Below are 15,439 nucleotides of genomic sequence, written 5' to 3'. Positions count from 1 at the left end.
GGCCAGAACGTGCCGACGTCCCAGAGGATGCCGATGGTGCGGCGGGCCGAGGCGTCCTTGTAGGCCCGGCGGCCCCAGGTGACGAACAGTATGAAGCCGAAGCCGATCAGCCAGGACCCGAGCGCCTGCGAGGTCTCCGCCGCTCCCTCCACGACGTCGGGCGTCCCCTGGGCGGCCGTGGCGGGCACCTCCCCGGTCAGCCAGGCGCCGACCAGGGCGCCCGCGCCGAGCAGCAGCGTCACCGCCGAGACGACGCCGACGATGCGGGGCGCGCGGTCGGTGAGCGCGGCACGCGCGCGGGTGCCCGCGATGCGGCGGGTGCGTGCCGCGTCCGTGGGCTCGCCGGGGTAGTCGAGCGGCACCTGCGCCCGCTCGCGCCGCTTGTGCTCGACGGTGCGCGTGCCGAGCCAGGCGCAGAGCACCGCGACGACGACGAGCAGCGGCGGGATCACGGAGGCCTGCCAGGTGAGCAGGACGGGCGGGCCCGCTATCGAGCCGTGGGTGCCGTCGAGCCAGTCGGCCACGCGCTGCGCGCCGCCGCCGGACATCACCCCGCCGAGCGCGCAGGCCAGCATGGCGACGGCGGGCCCGGCCAGGCCGCGGATGGCGGTGCGGGAGTCGGGCGACGAGCGGTACAGGGCGTGGGCGACCACCGCGAGGCCGATGACCAGGAGCCCCTGGACGAGCGCGATGCCGCCGAACGTGGCGTCGCCGGGCAGCCTGCCGCCGGACCGCCAGCCGGGGCGCGACCAGCCCGCGTACAGCAGCGTGAGGACGAGCACGCCGAGGGCGGCCTGGGGCAGCCGCCGGACCAGGGCCTTGTCGAGCTCGCGGTCGAGCCGGTTCTCGCTGCGTCCCCTGCGGCAGACCACGTACACGACGACGGCACCGCCCGTGAGCAGCGCGGCCTCCAGGGTCCAGCCGAGGGCGTCGAGGAGGGCGGGGCCGCCGGGGCGGCGGTCGTGGCGCGCGGCCGCGGCGCCGACGGCGGCGGCGACGGTGAACAGCCCGGCGGCCGTGTGGGCGGCGCGGAGCCTGGCGACGAGGCGCCTGCCGTACCAGAAGCCGGGCCTGGCGAGCGCGGAGCGCTTGGTCTCCTCCTCCGGGTCGCTCTGGTGGGGCAGCGGCTGCTGGGACTCGTAGGCGCTCCAGGTGCGGTGGGAGAGGTACCAGAGCAGGCCGGTGAGGGCGACGGGCGCCAGGGCGGCGAGGCCGAGGCGGCGGCCGGGCTGCGACCACCAGCCGCCGTGCCCCGCCCCGTCGGTGGCGAGGAAGCCGAGCCAGGCGCGGTCGGTGGAGCAGGCGGGGGCGCCCGCGCACTGCCAGGCGGTGAGGTCGAGGGCGATCTCGCAGGCGGCGGCGACGAGCAGGACGGTGAGGGTGAGGCCGATCAGCCGCACCAGCAGGCCGTAGGCGCGCACGAGCCGACGGCGGCGGCGCGAGGTGGGGCGCATCCAGTGGGCGAGGTTGACCACCATGAAGGGGAGCAGCAGGAGCCACAGGGCGCGGGAGCCGTTGCCGGAGGTGAGGTTGCACCACACGTACGCCTCGGGCACCGGTTTGCCGCGGTAGTCGTCGGGGCGCCGCTCGGCGTCGGCGTCCTCCGCGCGGCGGAAGACGGCCGCGGTCTCGTCTCCGGAGATCCGCACGGTGCGCGGATCGCCGAGCATGGTCTCCGGTGTGGTGCCGCCGACCCCGTGCACCAGGAGTTCCAGGGCGGTCTCGTCCTTCGTCGCAGGCTCCACAGTCCGCATCCCCCGAGAAGTGCGTGGTGAGGGGGCAAGGATTTCGGCTCACGGACCGGTGCGCACCCTCCGTCACTGAATCTCCCCCTTACGGGCCACGGGGAACCACGCGCGCGGGCGGTGGACCGGTTCTCACAGGCCCGTGCGAGGATGAGGCGCAGCCGCGCCGCAGGGGCGCGGCGGGTGTGACGAGGCAGAAGGGCCGGGGCCTGGCGTGAGTGAGAACCAGAACCTTCTCGCCGAGCAGCGCCGTGCCCTCATCCTCGACGAGGTGCGCCGCAGGGGCGGCGTCCGCGTCAATGAGCTGACCCGCAAGCTGGGCGTCTCGGACATGACGGTCCGCCGCGACCTGGACGCGCTGTCCCGGCAGGGTGTCCTGGAGAAGGTGCACGGCGGCGCGGTGCCGGTCGTCGAGGCGAGCACGCACGAGCCGGGGTTCGAGGCGAAGTCGGGCCTGGAGCTGAGCGCCAAGGAGGACATCGCGCGGACGGCGGCGTCCCTGGTGGCGCCGGGCTCGGCGATCGCGCTGTCCGGCGGCACGACGACGTATGCGCTGGCGCACCATCTCCTGGACGTGCCGGATCTGACGGTGGTGACCAACTCGGTGCGGGTCGCGGATGTCTTCCACTCCGCGCAGCGCAGCTCCGGCCAGCGCCAGGGGGCGGCCACGGTGGTGCTGACCGGCGGGGTGCGCACGCCGTCGGACTCGCTGGTGGGCCCGGTCGCGGACCAGGCGATCAGGGCGCTCCACTTCGATGTGCTCTTCCTCGGTGTGCACGGCATATCGGCGGAGGCGGGCCTCTCGACGCCGAACCTCGCGGAGGCGGAGACGAACCGGCGCCTCGTGCAGTCCGCGCGGCGCGTGATCGTGGTCGCGGACCACACCAAGTGGGGGACGGTGGGCCTGAGTTCGTTCGCCGCGCTCTCGCAGGTCGACACGCTGGTGACGGACGCCGGGCTGCCGGTGGACGCGCGCGCGGAGGTCGCCGAGCATCTGCACCGGCTCATGGTCACGGGCGAGCCGGAGACCGCGGTCCAGGGCGGGCCCGGTGCGACGGGTCAGGGCGGGCCCGGTGCCTCGGTCCAGGATGAGTCCGGTGCGACGGGTCAGGGCGGGCCCGCCTCGACTGTCCAGGGCGGGCCCGCCTCGGCCGTCCAGGGCGAGTCCGCCTCGGCCGTCCAGGGCGAGTCCGGCTCGGCGGAGGAGCCCGCAGACATCTGACGGGCCGCCAGCTATGGTGACGGTGCCCGGTCAACCGCCGTACTCCGCTGGGGGCAGCCGCCGATGGCACGCCGACTGGAGCCCGTGGGGCTCGACTTCCTGGAGACCGCGCCCGTGCGCCTGGTCTTCACGCACGAGATGCGCGCGGCGCCGGAGGCGGTCCACCGCGCGCTCGCCGAGGACATCACCGACTGGCCGAGGTGGTTCACCGCGGTCACGCTGTGCCGTCCGGCCGACGGCGGGGCGGGACGCGAGGTCGGGCTCAAGGGCGGCACCCGTTTCCGGGAGCGGATCCTCGCCTCCGAGGCCCCGACGCGGTACGCCTACCGCGTCGACGAGACGAACACCCCGGGCCCGCGCGCCCTTCTTGAGGAGTGGCACCTGAGCCCCTCGGGCACCGGCACGGACACCGGCACCGGCACCCACGTGCGGTGGACCTTCGCGGCGGACGGCCCCGCCCCCTTCCGCATGCTGCTCAGAGGCGGCCGCGCGGGACTCGGCCGGGCCTTCCGTACCGCCGTGACCAGCCTCGACCGGCGCCTCGCCGTAACCGCCGAGCGCAGGGACGAGAGGCCCTAGGGGCTACCGCCGCTCCTACCGCCACTCCCCCGTGGCGAGCAGCGTCTCGATGGCCGCCGCGTACGGCGTGATGTCGAGGCCCTGTTCGGCCAGCCACGCGTCGGAGTAGTACTTGTCCAGGTAGCGGTCGCCCGGGTCGCAGATCAGCGTCACCACGCTGCCGTGGCGGCCCGCCGCGACCATCTCGGCGACGATCTTCAGGGCGCTCCACAGGCCGGTGCCCGTGGAGCCGCCCGCCTTGCGGCCGATGGCGCCTTCCAGGGCGCGTACGGCGGCGACGGACGCGGCGTCCGGCACCTTCATCATGCGGTCGATGGCGCCGGGCACGAAGCTGGGCTCCATGCGCGGACGTCCGATGCCCTCGATGCGGGAGCCGCAGTCGCTCGTCGCGTCCGGGTCGTTCTTCGTCCAGCCGTCGAAGAAGCAGGAGTTCTCCGGGTCGGCGACGCAGATACGGGTGTCGTGCTGCATGTAGTGGACGTAGCGCGCGAGGGTCGCCGAGGTGCCGCCGGTGCCCGCCGTGGCGACGATCCACGCGGGCTCCGGGTAGCGCTCGAGGCGGAGCTGCTGGTAGATCGATTCGGCGATGTTGTTGTTGCCCCGCCAGTCGGTGGCCCGTTCCGCGTAGGTGAACTGGTCCATGTAGTGGCCGCCGGTCTCGACGGCGAGGGCCGCCGACTCGGCGTACATCGTGCGCGAGTCGTCGACGAAGTGGCACCGTCCGCCGTGGAACTCGATCAGACGGCACTTCTCGGCGCTGGTCGTGCGCGGCATCACCGCGATGAAGGGCACCCCGATGAGCTTCGCGAAGTAGGCCTCGGAGACGGCCGTCGAGCCGCTGGAGGCCTCGATGACGGGGCGGCCGGGCCTGATCCAGCCGTTGCAGAGGCCGTAGAGGAAGAGCGAGCGGGCGAGGCGGTGCTTGAGGCTGCCGGTCGGATGCGTCGACTCGTCCTTCAGATACAGGTCGATACCCCACTGTTCGGGCAGCGGGAAGCGCAGCAGATGGGTGTCGGCCGAGCGGTTGGCGTCGGCCTGCACCTTTCGGACGGCTTCTTTCAGCCAGTCCCGGTACTCCGCGTCACTGTGGTCGACGTCGAGCGTCGGCATCGGCCCGTCGGCTCGAAATTGCTGTGGGGTGTCCACCGCGGGGCTCCTTCGCGTCGTGCCGGACGCGATTCGACGCGGCCGTACACCTCGATCTTAAACACCCCTCGCACGCTTCTCACCTGCATAAACATACCTTTGGGCACCTCAAAGGCACTGCTGGCGCAGCGAACGGCGCCGCGCCGGACGGGCGGCTGGGGCGTCCCGTCGAACGCGTAGCGTGACGGCTCCAATGCGTACTGGTGCTCGACGCTCGCGACGGGCAGACTGCACGGCACGGGGCACCGTCCCGAATGGAGTGCGGGACACTGCCCCGAACGGAGCGATGTCACCGAAGCGCACAAGGGGAGTGGGTCATGGCGGAGCCGGAGTTCACGGCGACGGGTGTAAGGATCGGTCGGCGCTTGCGCTCCCTCACCCGTGCCGGACAGGTCCGGATCGCCGACGGCAGGCTCGAGTTGCTCACCAGTTACGGCACGGAGATCGACAGCGCTCCGGTGCAGGCCGTACGCGCGGGCAAACCGTGGTTCGCCCCGGAGGACAGGGCGCTGGCCGAGGTGAACGGCACCCGCTACCGGCTCACCCTCGGCGAGCACGACCCGGCTCCAGGCCAGGCAGGGCCCCCCACCGTGCGCAGGTTCATCGAGGCGGTGCGCGGCGCCGCTGGACGCCACGCGCGAGGCTGAACGGGTCATCACCGGGCCGAACGGGCCCATCCGCCCCCGTGCGAGTTGCATGCCCGTTCCCCCTGGGTCACTCTGGTCTCACATCACTCTGGGTTTACCGGCGATGACGCTGCGAACCAGCCCGCCGCCGGCACGCAGTAGGCGGCAGACCAAGCGGCCACCTGCTGGATCCGAACGACGCCTTCTTCCGGACCGCAATTCGGGGAGTCGCAGCCGTGATCAGCAAACCAAGCAGGCATTGCACGGTGGAGCTTCAGGCCCTGCCGTCGCGGATCCGCCAGGTCCGCAGAATCATCTCCGCACAGTTGCGGTACTGGCATCTCGACGCGTTGATAGACCAGGCCGCACTCGGTGTGACCGAGCTGCTGACCAACGTCCATCGACATGCGGAACCAGACAAGGGGTGCACCGTGGAGATCGAGCTGCTCCTTGAGCGGCTCACCGTCTCCGTGCACGACCACGATCCCCGGCTGCCCGTGATCCACGAGGCGGAGCCGATGGCGACGTGCGGCCGTGGCCTCGCGATGGTCGCGGCGGTGAGCGAGAGCTGGGGCGTGCGCTCCCAGGGCTCGTCGGGAAAGGTCGTGTGGTTCACGCTCCCCGCACCCGAACCCACCGTGACCGTCCCCCTGTATCCCCTGTACGGGATGACCAAGAAGACTCCCGCCCGGTCGGCCGTTGTCGGCTGACCGGGCGGTGATCGTCCGCCACGCGTGTCACGCGCCGGGCGTGCGCCGGAACGCGTACGCCGGTGGGGTCACTCGGTGGCGATGGCGCGCAGCACATCGAGGCGCGCCGCACGCCGCGCCGGGCGCAGCCCCGCCAGGGCTCCCGCGGCCAGGCCCACCAGCGCGACCACCGCGAGCCGCGCGGGCGGCAGGGCGAACGCGAAGGCGCTGTCGGTGGTGGCGTCGGAGGCCCTGACGAGCACCCAGCCGAGGAAGCCGCCGAGCGCGAGTCCGCCCGCCGTGCCGAAGGCGGCCACGAGCACCGACTCCCAGCGGACCATGGCCCGCAGCTGCGCCCTGGTCTGCCCGACGGCCCGCAACAGGCCCAGCTCCCGGGTGCGTTCATGGACCGCGAGCGTGAGGGTGTTGGCGATGCCGAGCAGCGCGATGAGCACCGCGAGGGCGAGCAGGGCGTAGACCAGCGTGAGCATCATGTCGATGCCGCCCGCCGAGGACCGCGCGTACTCCTCGCGGGTCTGCACGTCCGGGTCGCCGTACTTCTCGGCGGTCCTGGCCACCGCCGCCTTGCCCTCGGCCGCGCCGACGCCGTCCGCGAAGGTGACGGCGACGAGGCGGTCGGCGTCCTGCGCCCGGTGCGGTGCCCAGGCCTCGCGGGTGATGACGTAGTCCCCCGCCAGTTCCGACCTGCCGTACACGGCCCGGACCTCGAAGGTCTCCTTCTTGCCGTCGGGGAAGGCCAGTTCGGCCCGCGAGCCGACCTTGAGGTGCCGCTTCGCCGCCTCGGCGCGGGTGATCGCGATGCCGTCGTCGCCCAGCGCCCGCAGGGAGCCCTCGACCTCGCCGAGGTCGAAGGACCTGGCGAACGGGCCGGGGTCGGTGACGGTGAGGGCGCGTCCCTCGCCGTCGACCTCGGCCGCCCCCTTGCCGAGGCCGACGGCGGTCGCCACCTCGGGACGCGCGGCGAGGGCGGGGGCCAGCTTCGGGCTGAGGCCGCTGCCACCGGCGCCGAAGCCGGGTGTGCTGACCGCGACGTCGCCCGCGAAGGAGCGGTTCACCGTCTGGTCCATCGTCGCCTTCAGCGAGGCGCCGAACACCGTGAAGAGCGAGACGACGGCCACGCCGATCATCAGGGCGCTCGCGGTGGCCGCGGTCCGCCGGGGGCTGCGCAGCGCGTTGCGCCGGGCGAGCCCGCCGGTGACCCCGCGCAGCCGGTCGAGGGGCCCGCCGAGGATGCGTACCGCGCGCGACGACGCGACGGGGCCGAGCACCACGAACGCGGCGAGGGCGAGCACCGCCCCGCCCCCGGCGAGCCAGAGCGACGGGGTGACCAGCACACCGGCCAGGGTCATGCCGACGGCGAGCGCCGCGAGGCCGAGGCCCACGACGGCCCGGCCGCGCGAGGCGGCCGAGTGGTCGACCGCGGTCTCGCGGAGCGCGGCGAGCGGCGCGGTGCGCCCGGCGCGGAGGGCGGGCAGCAGCGCGGAGCCGAGGCAGACCAGCACGCCGACGGCGAGCGGCAGCAGCATGGACAGGGCGCTGATCACCAGGTCCCCTTCGGGGAAGGGGAAGCCGATGGCGGGGAAGAGCGCCTGGAGCCCCGCGGCGACGCCGATGCCGCCCGCGAGCCCCGCGCCCGACGCCAGCACGGCGACCACGCCCGCCTCGGCGAGGGTCGACGCGGTGACCTGGCGGCGGGCGGCGCCCAGGGCGCGCAGCAGGGCGTTCTCGCGGGTGCGCTGGGCCACGACGATGGCGAAGGTGTTGTGGATGCTGAAGGTGGCGACCAGCAGGGCGACACCGGAGAAGACCAGCAGGAAGCCGGTGAAGAGCGAGAGGAACTGGCCGGAGACGTTGTCCGTGTTCTCCGCCGCCGACGCCTCGCCGGTGATGGCCTCGACGCCCTTGGGCAGGACGGGGGCCAGCCGCTCCACGAGGGCGCGCTCGCTGACGCCGGGGTCCGCGCGCACCTGGATCGTCGCGGCCTCGCCGGGACGCGGCGTCAGGTACTTCTCGGCGTCGGCCCGCGTCATGCCGGTGAAGGTGGACTGTGCCATGCCGTCCGCGCCGCCGAACGTGGCCAGGCCGACGATGGTGACGCGTACGGGGTCGGGCGTGCGCAGCGTCGTGGTGTCACCGATCCTGAGGTCACCGGCCTCGGCCGCGCCTCGGTTGACGACGACTTCGCCGGTCCGCTCGGGGGCGCGTCCCTCGGCGAGTTCGTAGGCGTTGAGTCCGGTGTCGTCGATCCAGTTGCCCGCGAGCGTGGGCGGGCCCTTGCCGCCGATGGGTTCGCCGTCCCTGCCGAGGAGCTGGCCCGCGCCCTGGATGGCGGGAGCGGCCGCGGCGACACCGTCCACCTTCTCGATCCGGTCGGCCAGTGAGGTCCGCACCGGCTTGCGGGTGCCCTGGCCGTCGTCCGGGGTGGTGACGGCGTCCGCGCCGCGTACGACGGCGTCGGTGCCGCTGGTCGCGTTGCCGAACATGGTGTCGAAGCTCGCCCGCAGGGTGTCGCCCATGACGAGCGTGCCCGCGAGGAAGGCGACGCCGAGCACGACCGCGAGGAACGTACCGGCGAAGCGGCGCTTGTGGCCGCGCAGCGAGGACCGGCTGATGCGGACCGCCGCGGAGAGAGAGCTCATGGCCGCGCTCCTCGTACGGGGTGGGTGTCCGCGTGGGGCGCGGCCCCGGCGCCGGTGTGGTCGGCGGCCCCCGCGCCCGCGTGGTCGGCGTCGAACGCCTTGAGCCGGTCGAGGACCCGGTCGGCGGTCGGGGCCGCCATCCGGTCGACGAGACGGCCGTCGGCGAGGAAGACCACGTCGTCGGCGTGGGCGGCGGCGACCGGGTCATGGGTGACCATGACGACAGTGCGGCCCATCCGGCGCACCGCCCTGCCGAGCAGGTTCAGCACCTCCTCGCCGGAGCGCGAGTCGAGGTTGCCGGTGGGCTCGTCGGCGAAGACCACATCGGGCCTGCCCGCGAACGCCCGCGCCACCGCGACGCGTTGCTGCTGCCCGCCGGAGAGCTCGGAGGGCCGGTGACCGAGCCGGTCGCGGAGTCCGACGACGTCGATGAGGGACTCGGTCCACGCCCGGTCGCCGCGCCTGCCCGCGAGGTCCATGGGCAGGGTGATGTTCTCGGCGACGGTCAGCGTCGGCACCAGGTTGAAGGCCTGGAACACGAAACCGACGCGGTCGCGGCGCAACAGTGTGAGCCGCCGGTCGTCCAGCGTCCCGAGCTCCGTGCCGCCGATGTGGGCGGTGCCCGAGGTGAGCGTGTCCAGGCCCGCCGCGCAGTGCATCAGGGTGGACTTGCCCGAGCCCGACGGGCCCATGATCGCGGTGAACCGTCCGGCGGGGAAGCCGACGCTCACCTCGTCCAGGGCCCGTACGGAGGTGTCGCCGCGGCCGTAGACCTTCACGGCGCCGACGACGCGCGCGGCGTCCGCGGCACTCATGCGGCACCGCCCTTGGCGGACGCACGGCCGAACCTCTCGTCGAGGACGGAGAGGCGGCGCCAGTACTCGTCCTCGTCGATCTCGCCGGTGGCGAAGCGGTGGCCGAGGACGGTGATGGGCGAGTCGGCCGCGATCGGGTCGTGGCGGCCCGCGGCCCGGAACGGTCCGGGCCCGCCGCGCCGTCCCGCGCGGCGGAGCAGGGTGACGGCGCCGATCACGACGGCCGCCCAGATCAGCGGGAAGAACGGGATCCACGGGCCGGGCCCGCCGCCCCAGTGCGCCAGGGTCTGCATGGGAAGTCAGCTCCTCGGAGGACGTCTCGGAAGGTGTCCGGGCCGATGTCCCGGACGACACCTGGAGACTGGCTCCCGCAGGCGTGCCGAGTCGTCGTACGGCCAGCGGCATCGCGTGTACCACGGCGGGAGTACGCGAGGCGGTGCCCGCTGCTCCGGTGGCGGCCGTGACGCGACCGGCGACCGGTTCCGCCAAGGACCTGACGGCTGTACCTACTGGTATGTACAGTGGCCTCATGAGCACTCCGGAGCGTCTGATCGAGTCCACCCGCGAACTCCTGTGGGAGCGGGGTTATGTGGGCACCAGCCCCAAGGCGATCCAGCAGCACGCGGGCGCGGGGCAGGGAAGCATGTACCACCATTTCACCGGCAAACCCGACCTGGCGCTCGCCGCGATCCGGCGCACCGCCGAGGAGTTGCGGCGCACGGTCGAGGGCGTCCTCGGCGGCGAGGGACCGGCGTACGCGCGCATCGAGGCGTATCTGCTGCGCGAGCGCGATGTGCTGCGGGGCTGCCCGGTCGGGCGGCTGACGATGGACCCGGACGTCATCACCAGCGACGCCCTGCGCGCCCCCGTGACGGAGACGCTCGACTGGCTGCGCGACCGGCTCGCCGGCATCGTGCGCGAGGGGTGCGAGCGGGGCGAGTTCGCGGCGCACCTCGACCCGCGCGAGATCGCCGCGGCGATCGTGGCGACGGTCCAGGGCGGCTATGTCCTGGCGCGCGCCTCCGGCTCCCCCGCCGCGTTCGAGGCGGGCGCCCGCGGCCTGCTCGCCCTGCTGGGCGCGGCCCCCGGCCACCGCCACCGCCGCCGCGACGGCCGCGCCCAGCGCCGCGCGGAACAGCAGCGAGCCGCAGCTCACGCGGGCCACGCCCGCCGCCGCGAGGGCGTCGAGGGAGGGGCCGTCCGGGGCGTGGAGGATGTTGAGCGGGGCGTCAAGGGACGCCGTCAGGGCGGCGATGACGGACGTGTCACGGAGCCCGGGGACGAAGAGGCCGTCCGCGCCCGCCGCGCGGTACGCCGCGAGGCGCGCCTCCGTCTCCGTCACGGGCGCCCCCGCCAGCCAGTACGTGTCCGTGCGGGCGTTGACGAAGAGGCGGTCGCCGGTCGCCTCCTTCACCGCCCGCAGGATCTCGGCGTGCAGCCCGGCGTCCCGCAGCGTGCCGTCCGCGCGGCCGTCCTCCAGGTTCACGCCGACCGCTCCGGCGTCCGCCAACTCCACCGTCAGCGCGGCCACTTCCTCCGGGACGTCGCTGAAGCCGCCCTCCACGTCCACGCTGACCAGCGCGTCGAGCCGGGAGAGCGAGCGGGCGAGCCGGAGGGTCTCCTCGCGCGTGCCGCCCACGCCGTCCGGCACCCCGGCCGCCGCCGCCACGCCCAGGCTGGTCGTGCCGACCGCACGGAAACCGGCGCCGACGAGTGCGGCGGCCGAGGCGTGGTCCCAGGCGTTGGGCAGCAGGAAGGGCGCACCGGGGCGGTGCAGTTCGCGGAACCTCTCGTAGGTGAGCGTCATGACACGACCGTACGGCCACGATGTGGCGGCGGCCGAAGGAGCAGGGCGACCGGCCCGCGATCCGGCTTTTGCGGGCCGCCGGTTTAGAACATGATGTGACCATGAAGAGTGATCTGTTCTCCAGTGACCACATGGCACAGCCCGCCGTCGCCCCGGGCATGACCCTCCAGAACGCGAAGTCCATCAAGTACGCGGTGAACGGCGAGATGTACGCGCGGCAGGGCGCGATGATCGCCTACCGGGGCGATCTCCAGTTCGAGCGCAAGAGCCAGGGCGTCGGCGGCATGCTCAAGCGGGCCGTGACCGGCGAGGGGCTGCCGGTGATGACCGTGCGCGGCCAGGGCGAGGCGTGGTTCGCACACGAGGCGCAGAACTGCTTCATCGTCGATGTCGAGCCCGGTGACGTCCTGACGATCAACGGCCGCAACGTGCTCTGTTTCGACGCCTCCCTGTCGTACGAGATCAAGACCGTGAAGGGCGCGGGCATGACCGGCGGCGGTCTCTTCAACAGCGTCTTCACGGGGCAGGGCCGCCTGGGGCTGATGTGTGAGGGCAACCCGCTGGTCATCCCGGTCTCGCACCAGCAGCCCGTGTACGTCGACACGGACGCGGTCGTCGGCTGGACGGCCGCCCTCAACACCTCCCTGCACCGCTCGCAGTCGTTCGGCTCGATGATCCGGGGCGGCTCCGGCGAGGCCGTGCAGCTCATGCTCCAGGGCGAGGGCCACGTCATCGTGCGGCCCAGCGAGGCGACCCCGCAGAAGCCCCAGCAGCACTGACCGGGACCCCGGCACGTACCTTTTCCTACCGTGGTTGTCGACCGAGGAAACGAAGAGGCGGGGGTACGGCTGCGGGCGCCCCGGCACCCCCTGGACCGGCGGTCCGTGGCCTGGTGGCGCACGCGGTGGCTGCTGTGGGTGGCCGCGCCCGTGGTGCCCCTCGTGGTGCTCGGGGCGCTGCTCGAACCGGCCAGGTTCTGGCTGCTGATGCCCGCCGCGGTGGTCGCGGTGCCGGGGCTCGTCGCCGGGCTGCTGCTCCCGCTGTGGTGGTACCGGGTGCACCGGTGGGAGGTCACCGACGATGCCGTGTACGTGCGCACCGGCTTCTTCTGGATGGAGGGCCGGATCGCGCCGATGTCGCGGCTCCAGACCGTGGACACCCTGCGGGGCCCGCTCCAGCGGGCCTTCGGCCTGGCCACGGTGACGGTCACCACCGCGTCCGCCAAGGGCGCGCTGAAGATCAGCGGGCTCGACTACGAGGCAGCCGCCGAGCTGGCCGAGCGGCTCGCGATGGTCACGCAGGCCACGCCGGGGGATGCGACGTGAGCGGCGGCCGGGAGAGGACTGCCGAGGGCGTGGCCGGGGACGTGGCCGAGGGGGGCGCCGGGAGCGTGGCCCCGGACGCGGCCGGAGGCGGTGCGTGGCTGCGGCTCGACCGGCGGTCGCTGCTCGTCACCGTCCAGTTGACGGGCGGCGTGGCCTTCGCCGCCGGGGTGCCGACCGTCCTGGGGCTCGCGAACGCGATGGCCCTCGGCGTGGCCTGCTCCTGGGTGGTGGCCGGTGCGCTGCTGCTGATCGGCGGCGGGGTGGCGGTGGACGCGCTGCGGCTGCGGCACAGCCGCTACCGGGTCGGCGACGAGCGGGTGGAGCTGCGCGAGGGCGTCCTCTTCGTGAAGCACCGTTCCCTGCACCGCGAGCGCGTCCGCGCCGTGGACCTGATCGCCAACCCGCTGCTGCGCGTGCTCGGCCTGGTGAAGGTCCGCATCGGCACCGGCGAGCAGAGCTCGGCCCAGGAGTCCGCCCTCGAACTCGTCCCCGTGCGCAGGGCCGAGGGCGAGCGGCTGCGGCGGGAGCTGCTGCGCCGGGCCGCGACGGGAGCCGCCGACGCGGACGGGCCGCTCGCCGCCCTCGACCGGAGCTGGATTCGCTACGCCCCCGTCTCCTTCGTCACGCCCGTCATCGCCCTGTCGGCGGGCGGCGCGGTGATGCAGGTCAGTGAGTGGTTCCAGGCGCAGCAGGCGGTCATCTCGTGGGTGGGCGGCCTGTTCAGCGGGGTGTCGATCGCGGTCATGGTGCTGGTCCTGGCCGCCGTGGTGCTCGTCGTCGGGGCCGTCGGCTCGCTCGGACTCTGGGTGGAGATGTGGTGGAACTACCGCCTGGACCGGGAGCCCGGCGGCACGCTGCGGGTGCGGCGCGGGCTGCTGACCACGCGCTCGATCTCCCTGGAGGAGGCGCGGCTGCGGGGCGTGGACGTGGTGGAGCCGCTCGGCCTGCGGCTCGCGGGCGCCGCCCGGGTCGACGCGGTCGCGACGGGGCTGCGCAGCCGCGACGAGGACAGCCACGCGGAGGCGAACACGCTGCTCCCGGCGGCGCCGCGCGCCCTCGCGGACCAGGTGGCGGCACGGGTCCTGCGGGAGCCGGTGACGCCCACGGGCACGCCCCTCACCCCGCACCCTGTGGCGGCCAGGTCCCGTCGGCTGCGCTGGGCGGTGGCGGCGGCGCTGGCGCCCGCGCTGGTCCTCGTACTCCTCGGGGCGCTGCTTGGACTGCCGGTCCTCATGTGGCTGGGGGCCGGGTGCGCGGCGGTGCTGCTGCCGGGCCTCGGCTGGCTTGCGCGGGACGCCTACCGCGGCCTCGGGCACGCGCTCGGCGACGAGTACCTGGTCGTGCGGTCGGGGACGGTGCGGCGCTCCACGGTGGCGCTGCGGCGCGGCGGGGTGATCGGCTGGCGCATCAAGCAGTCGGTGTTCCAGCGCCGGGCGGGCCTGCTGACGGTGTGCGCGACGACCGCCGCGGGCGCGCAGGCCTACTCCGCGTACGACATGGCGGAGGCCGAGGGCCTTGAGTTCGCGGAGCGGGCCGTGCCGGGGCTGCTCACCCCGTTCCTGGAGCGCGGCCCGCTCCGCTGAGGCGGCTCCCTACGCGGCCTGCTTCTCCAGGCCCACCAGGCGGACGCAGACCGTGAGGCCGTGCATGGCCTGCTCCAGCTCGGCGAGGCCGGGGTAGCTGGGCGCGACGCGGATGACGGCGTCGCGCGGGTCGTCGCCGTAGGGGTGGGTGGCACCGGCCGGGGTCAGCACGATCCCGGCCTCCGCGGCCCGCCGCACGACGGCCTTGGCGCAGCCGTCCGGGACGGTGAGGGTGACGAAGTAGCCGCCCTTGGGCGCGGTCCAGGTCGCGAGGCCCGTGCCGCCCAGCTCGGCCTCCAGAATGCGGGCGACGGCCTCGAACTTGGGCGCCAGGAGTGCGCGCTGGCGCTCCATGTGGGCCCGTACGCCGTCGGCGTCGCGCAGGAACATCACGTGCCGGAGCTGGTTGATCTTGTCGGGGCCGATCGACCGCTTGGCGTTCTTGGCGAGCAGCCACTTCACGTTGGCGGGCGAGGAGCCGAAGAAGGCGACGCCCGCGCCCGCCGAGGTGATCTTCGAGGTGGAGCCGAAGACGAAGGCGCGGTCGGGGTGGCCCGCCTCCGCGCAGGCGCCGAGCAGGTCCGCGAGCTCGGCGGGCTCGTCGGTGAGGTGGTGGACCGCGTAGGCGTTGTCCCAGAAGATCCGGAAGTCGGGGGCGGCGGTCTCCATGCGGGCGAGCCGGGCCACGGTCTCGTCGCTGTAGACGGTCCCGTCGGGGTTGCTGTACTTGGGCACGCACCAGATGCCCTTGATCTTCGGGTTCTCCGCGACGAGCCGCTCGACCTCGTCCATGTCGGGGCCTTCGGCCGTCATCGCCACCGGGATCATGTCGATGCCGAAGCGCTCGCAGAGCCCGAAGTGGCGGTCGTAGCCGGGGACGGGGCACAGGAAGGCGATGCGCTCCTGGTCCACCCAGCGCGACTCCGCGCCGGGGACCTCGCTGAGCAGGGCGTGCACGATGCAGTCGTGCATCAGCTCCAGGCTCGAATTGCCGAGGGCGAGGAGCTGCTCGACGGGCACCTGGAACAGAGGGGCGCAGATCTCGCGCAGCTCGGGCAGGCCCTGGAGGCCGCCGTAGTTGCGTACGTCGGTGCCGTCGGCCGCGGTGTGGCGCCCGCCGGGCAGGCTCAGCAGGTCCTCGCCGAGGTCGAGCTGCTCGGGGGCGGGCTTGCCGCGGGTGAGGTCGAGGGAGAGCCCGCGCCCCGCGAGGTCCTCGTAGTCCTTGCGGGCCCGCTCCAGCAG

Annotated in this window: 12 protein-coding genes and 3 pseudogenes; 8 read left to right on the top strand and 7 right to left on the bottom strand. The window is 73.8% G+C overall.

The window, feature by feature from the left end:
• A partial coding sequence (locus AB8Z36_RS10315) for a hypothetical protein (RefSeq protein ID WP_440581890.1) occupies positions 1 to 1,754 on the bottom strand: 1,754 nt, incomplete at its 3' end.
• Between the two features lie 205 nt (positions 1,755 to 1,959).
• Between AB8Z36_RS10315 and AB8Z36_RS10310 the strand changes: the two are divergent.
• Both AB8Z36_RS10310 and AB8Z36_RS10305 read left to right on the top strand, forming a co-directional pair.
• Positions 1,960 to 2,769: pseudogene (locus tag AB8Z36_RS10310) on the top strand (DeoR/GlpR family DNA-binding transcription regulator); the annotation flags it as partial.
• Positions 2,770 to 3,030: 261 nt separating this feature from the next.
• Positions 3,031 to 3,546 (top strand): SRPBCC family protein, encoded by a 516-nt coding sequence (locus AB8Z36_RS10305; RefSeq protein WP_369212923.1) that lies wholly within the window; start codon positions 3,031 to 3,033, stop codon positions 3,544 to 3,546.
• A gap of 15 nt (positions 3,547 to 3,561) precedes the next feature.
• Here the strand turns inward: AB8Z36_RS10305 and AB8Z36_RS10300 are convergent, their stop codons facing one another.
• Entirely contained in the window at positions 3,562 to 4,656 is a 1,095-nt protein-coding gene (locus AB8Z36_RS10300; protein ID WP_369212926.1) for a PLP-dependent cysteine synthase family protein, read from the bottom strand.
• Between the two features lie 353 nt (positions 4,657 to 5,009).
• Between AB8Z36_RS10300 and AB8Z36_RS10295 the strand changes: the two genes are divergently transcribed.
• On the top strand, positions 5,010 to 5,339 hold the full coding sequence (locus AB8Z36_RS10295) for a hypothetical protein (protein WP_369212922.1): 330 nt from the start codon (positions 5,010 to 5,012) through the stop codon (positions 5,337 to 5,339).
• A gap of 215 nt (positions 5,340 to 5,554) precedes the next feature.
• Positions 5,555 to 6,028, top strand: coding sequence for an ATP-binding protein (locus tag AB8Z36_RS10290; RefSeq protein ID WP_369212921.1), 474 nt, complete (start codon positions 5,555 to 5,557; stop codon positions 6,026 to 6,028).
• Positions 6,029 to 6,096: 68 nt separating this feature from the next.
• Here the strand turns inward: AB8Z36_RS10290 and AB8Z36_RS10285 are convergent, their stop codons facing one another.
• Genes AB8Z36_RS10285 through AB8Z36_RS10275 form a run of 3 tightly spaced genes read right to left on the bottom strand, consistent with a single transcriptional unit; the run spans position 6,097 to position 9,775 of the window.
• The gene (locus AB8Z36_RS10285; protein ID WP_369212920.1) at positions 6,097 to 8,667 is read right to left on the bottom strand and encodes an ABC transporter permease; all 2,571 of its coding nucleotides are present in this window, start codon (positions 8,665 to 8,667) and stop codon (positions 6,097 to 6,099) included.
• Positions 8,664 to 9,482 (bottom strand): ABC transporter ATP-binding protein, encoded by an 819-nt coding sequence (locus tag AB8Z36_RS10280; protein WP_369212919.1) that lies wholly within the window; start codon positions 9,480 to 9,482, stop codon positions 8,664 to 8,666. Before AB8Z36_RS10280 ends, AB8Z36_RS10285 begins: the two co-directional genes overlap by 4 nt.
• Positions 9,479 to 9,775 carry an SHOCT domain-containing protein gene (locus AB8Z36_RS10275; protein ID WP_369212918.1) on the bottom strand — a complete coding sequence of 99 codons (297 nt, stop codon included), beginning with the start codon at positions 9,773 to 9,775 and terminating at the stop codon, positions 9,479 to 9,481. The genes AB8Z36_RS10280 and AB8Z36_RS10275 overlap by 4 nt, the downstream gene beginning before the upstream one ends.
• A 221-nt stretch (positions 9,776 to 9,996) precedes the next feature.
• Between AB8Z36_RS10275 and AB8Z36_RS10270 the strand changes: the two are divergent.
• Positions 9,997 to 10,557: pseudogene (locus AB8Z36_RS10270) on the top strand (TetR/AcrR family transcriptional regulator); the annotation flags it as partial.
• Between the two features lie 75 nt (positions 10,558 to 10,632).
• On the opposite strand, the pseudogene AB8Z36_RS10265 reads toward AB8Z36_RS10270, so the two are convergent.
• A pseudogene (locus tag AB8Z36_RS10265) lies at positions 10,633 to 11,289 on the bottom strand (isocitrate lyase/PEP mutase family protein); the annotation flags it as partial.
• A gap of 101 nt (positions 11,290 to 11,390) precedes the next feature.
• On the opposite strand from AB8Z36_RS10265, the gene AB8Z36_RS10260 reads away from it, so the two are divergent.
• The 3 genes from AB8Z36_RS10260 (at position 11,391) to AB8Z36_RS10250 (ending at position 14,197) form a co-directional block, all read left to right on the top strand.
• A complete protein-coding gene (locus tag AB8Z36_RS10260; RefSeq protein WP_369212917.1) occupies positions 11,391 to 12,068 on the top strand; it encodes an AIM24 family protein in 678 nt (225 codons plus the stop codon).
• A 30-nt stretch (positions 12,069 to 12,098) separates the two neighbouring features.
• Positions 12,099 to 12,614, top strand: coding sequence for a PH domain-containing protein (locus AB8Z36_RS10255; protein WP_369212916.1), 516 nt, complete (start codon positions 12,099 to 12,101; stop codon positions 12,612 to 12,614).
• A gap of 65 nt (positions 12,615 to 12,679) precedes the next feature.
• The gene (locus AB8Z36_RS10250; RefSeq protein WP_369212925.1) at positions 12,680 to 14,197 is read left to right on the top strand and encodes a PH domain-containing protein; all 1,518 of its coding nucleotides are present in this window, start codon (positions 12,680 to 12,682) and stop codon (positions 14,195 to 14,197) included.
• Between the two features lie 9 nt (positions 14,198 to 14,206).
• Here AB8Z36_RS10250 and AB8Z36_RS10245 read toward each other — a convergent pair whose 3' ends face one another.
• Positions 14,207 to 15,439, bottom strand: a complete 1,233-nt coding sequence (locus AB8Z36_RS10245; RefSeq protein ID WP_369212915.1) for an aminotransferase class I/II-fold pyridoxal phosphate-dependent enzyme — start codon at positions 15,437 to 15,439, stop codon at positions 14,207 to 14,209.

It is taken from the genome of Streptomyces flavofungini (assembly GCF_041028215.1).
Classification (GTDB): Bacteria; Actinomycetota; Actinomycetes; order Streptomycetales; family Streptomycetaceae; genus Streptomyces; species Streptomyces flavofungini_B.
The sequence above is the reverse complement of the archived record's forward strand: the minus strand, read 5'-3'. Positions and strand labels throughout refer to the sequence as shown.

Coding starts and splice junctions, on each gene's coding strand:
- AB8Z36_RS10295 (WP_369212922.1), top strand. CDS start 5,010: ATGGCGGAGCCGGAGTTCACGGCGACGGGTGTAAGGATCGGTCGGCGC.
- AB8Z36_RS10280 (WP_369212919.1), bottom strand. CDS start 9,482: ATGAGTGCCGCGGACGCCGCGCGCGTCGTCGGCGCCGTGAAGGTCTAC.
- AB8Z36_RS10300 (WP_369212926.1), bottom strand. CDS start 4,656: ATGCCGACGCTCGACGTCGACCACAGTGACGCGGAGTACCGGGACTGG.
- AB8Z36_RS10275 (WP_369212918.1), bottom strand. CDS start 9,775: ATGCAGACCCTGGCGCACTGGGGCGGCGGGCCCGGCCCGTGGATCCCG.
- AB8Z36_RS10305 (WP_369212923.1), top strand. CDS start 3,031: ATGGCACGCCGACTGGAGCCCGTGGGGCTCGACTTCCTGGAGACCGCG.
- AB8Z36_RS10260 (WP_369212917.1), top strand. CDS start 11,391: ATGAAGAGTGATCTGTTCTCCAGTGACCACATGGCACAGCCCGCCGTC.
- AB8Z36_RS10285 (WP_369212920.1), bottom strand. CDS start 8,667: ATGAGCTCTCTCTCCGCGGCGGTCCGCATCAGCCGGTCCTCGCTGCGC.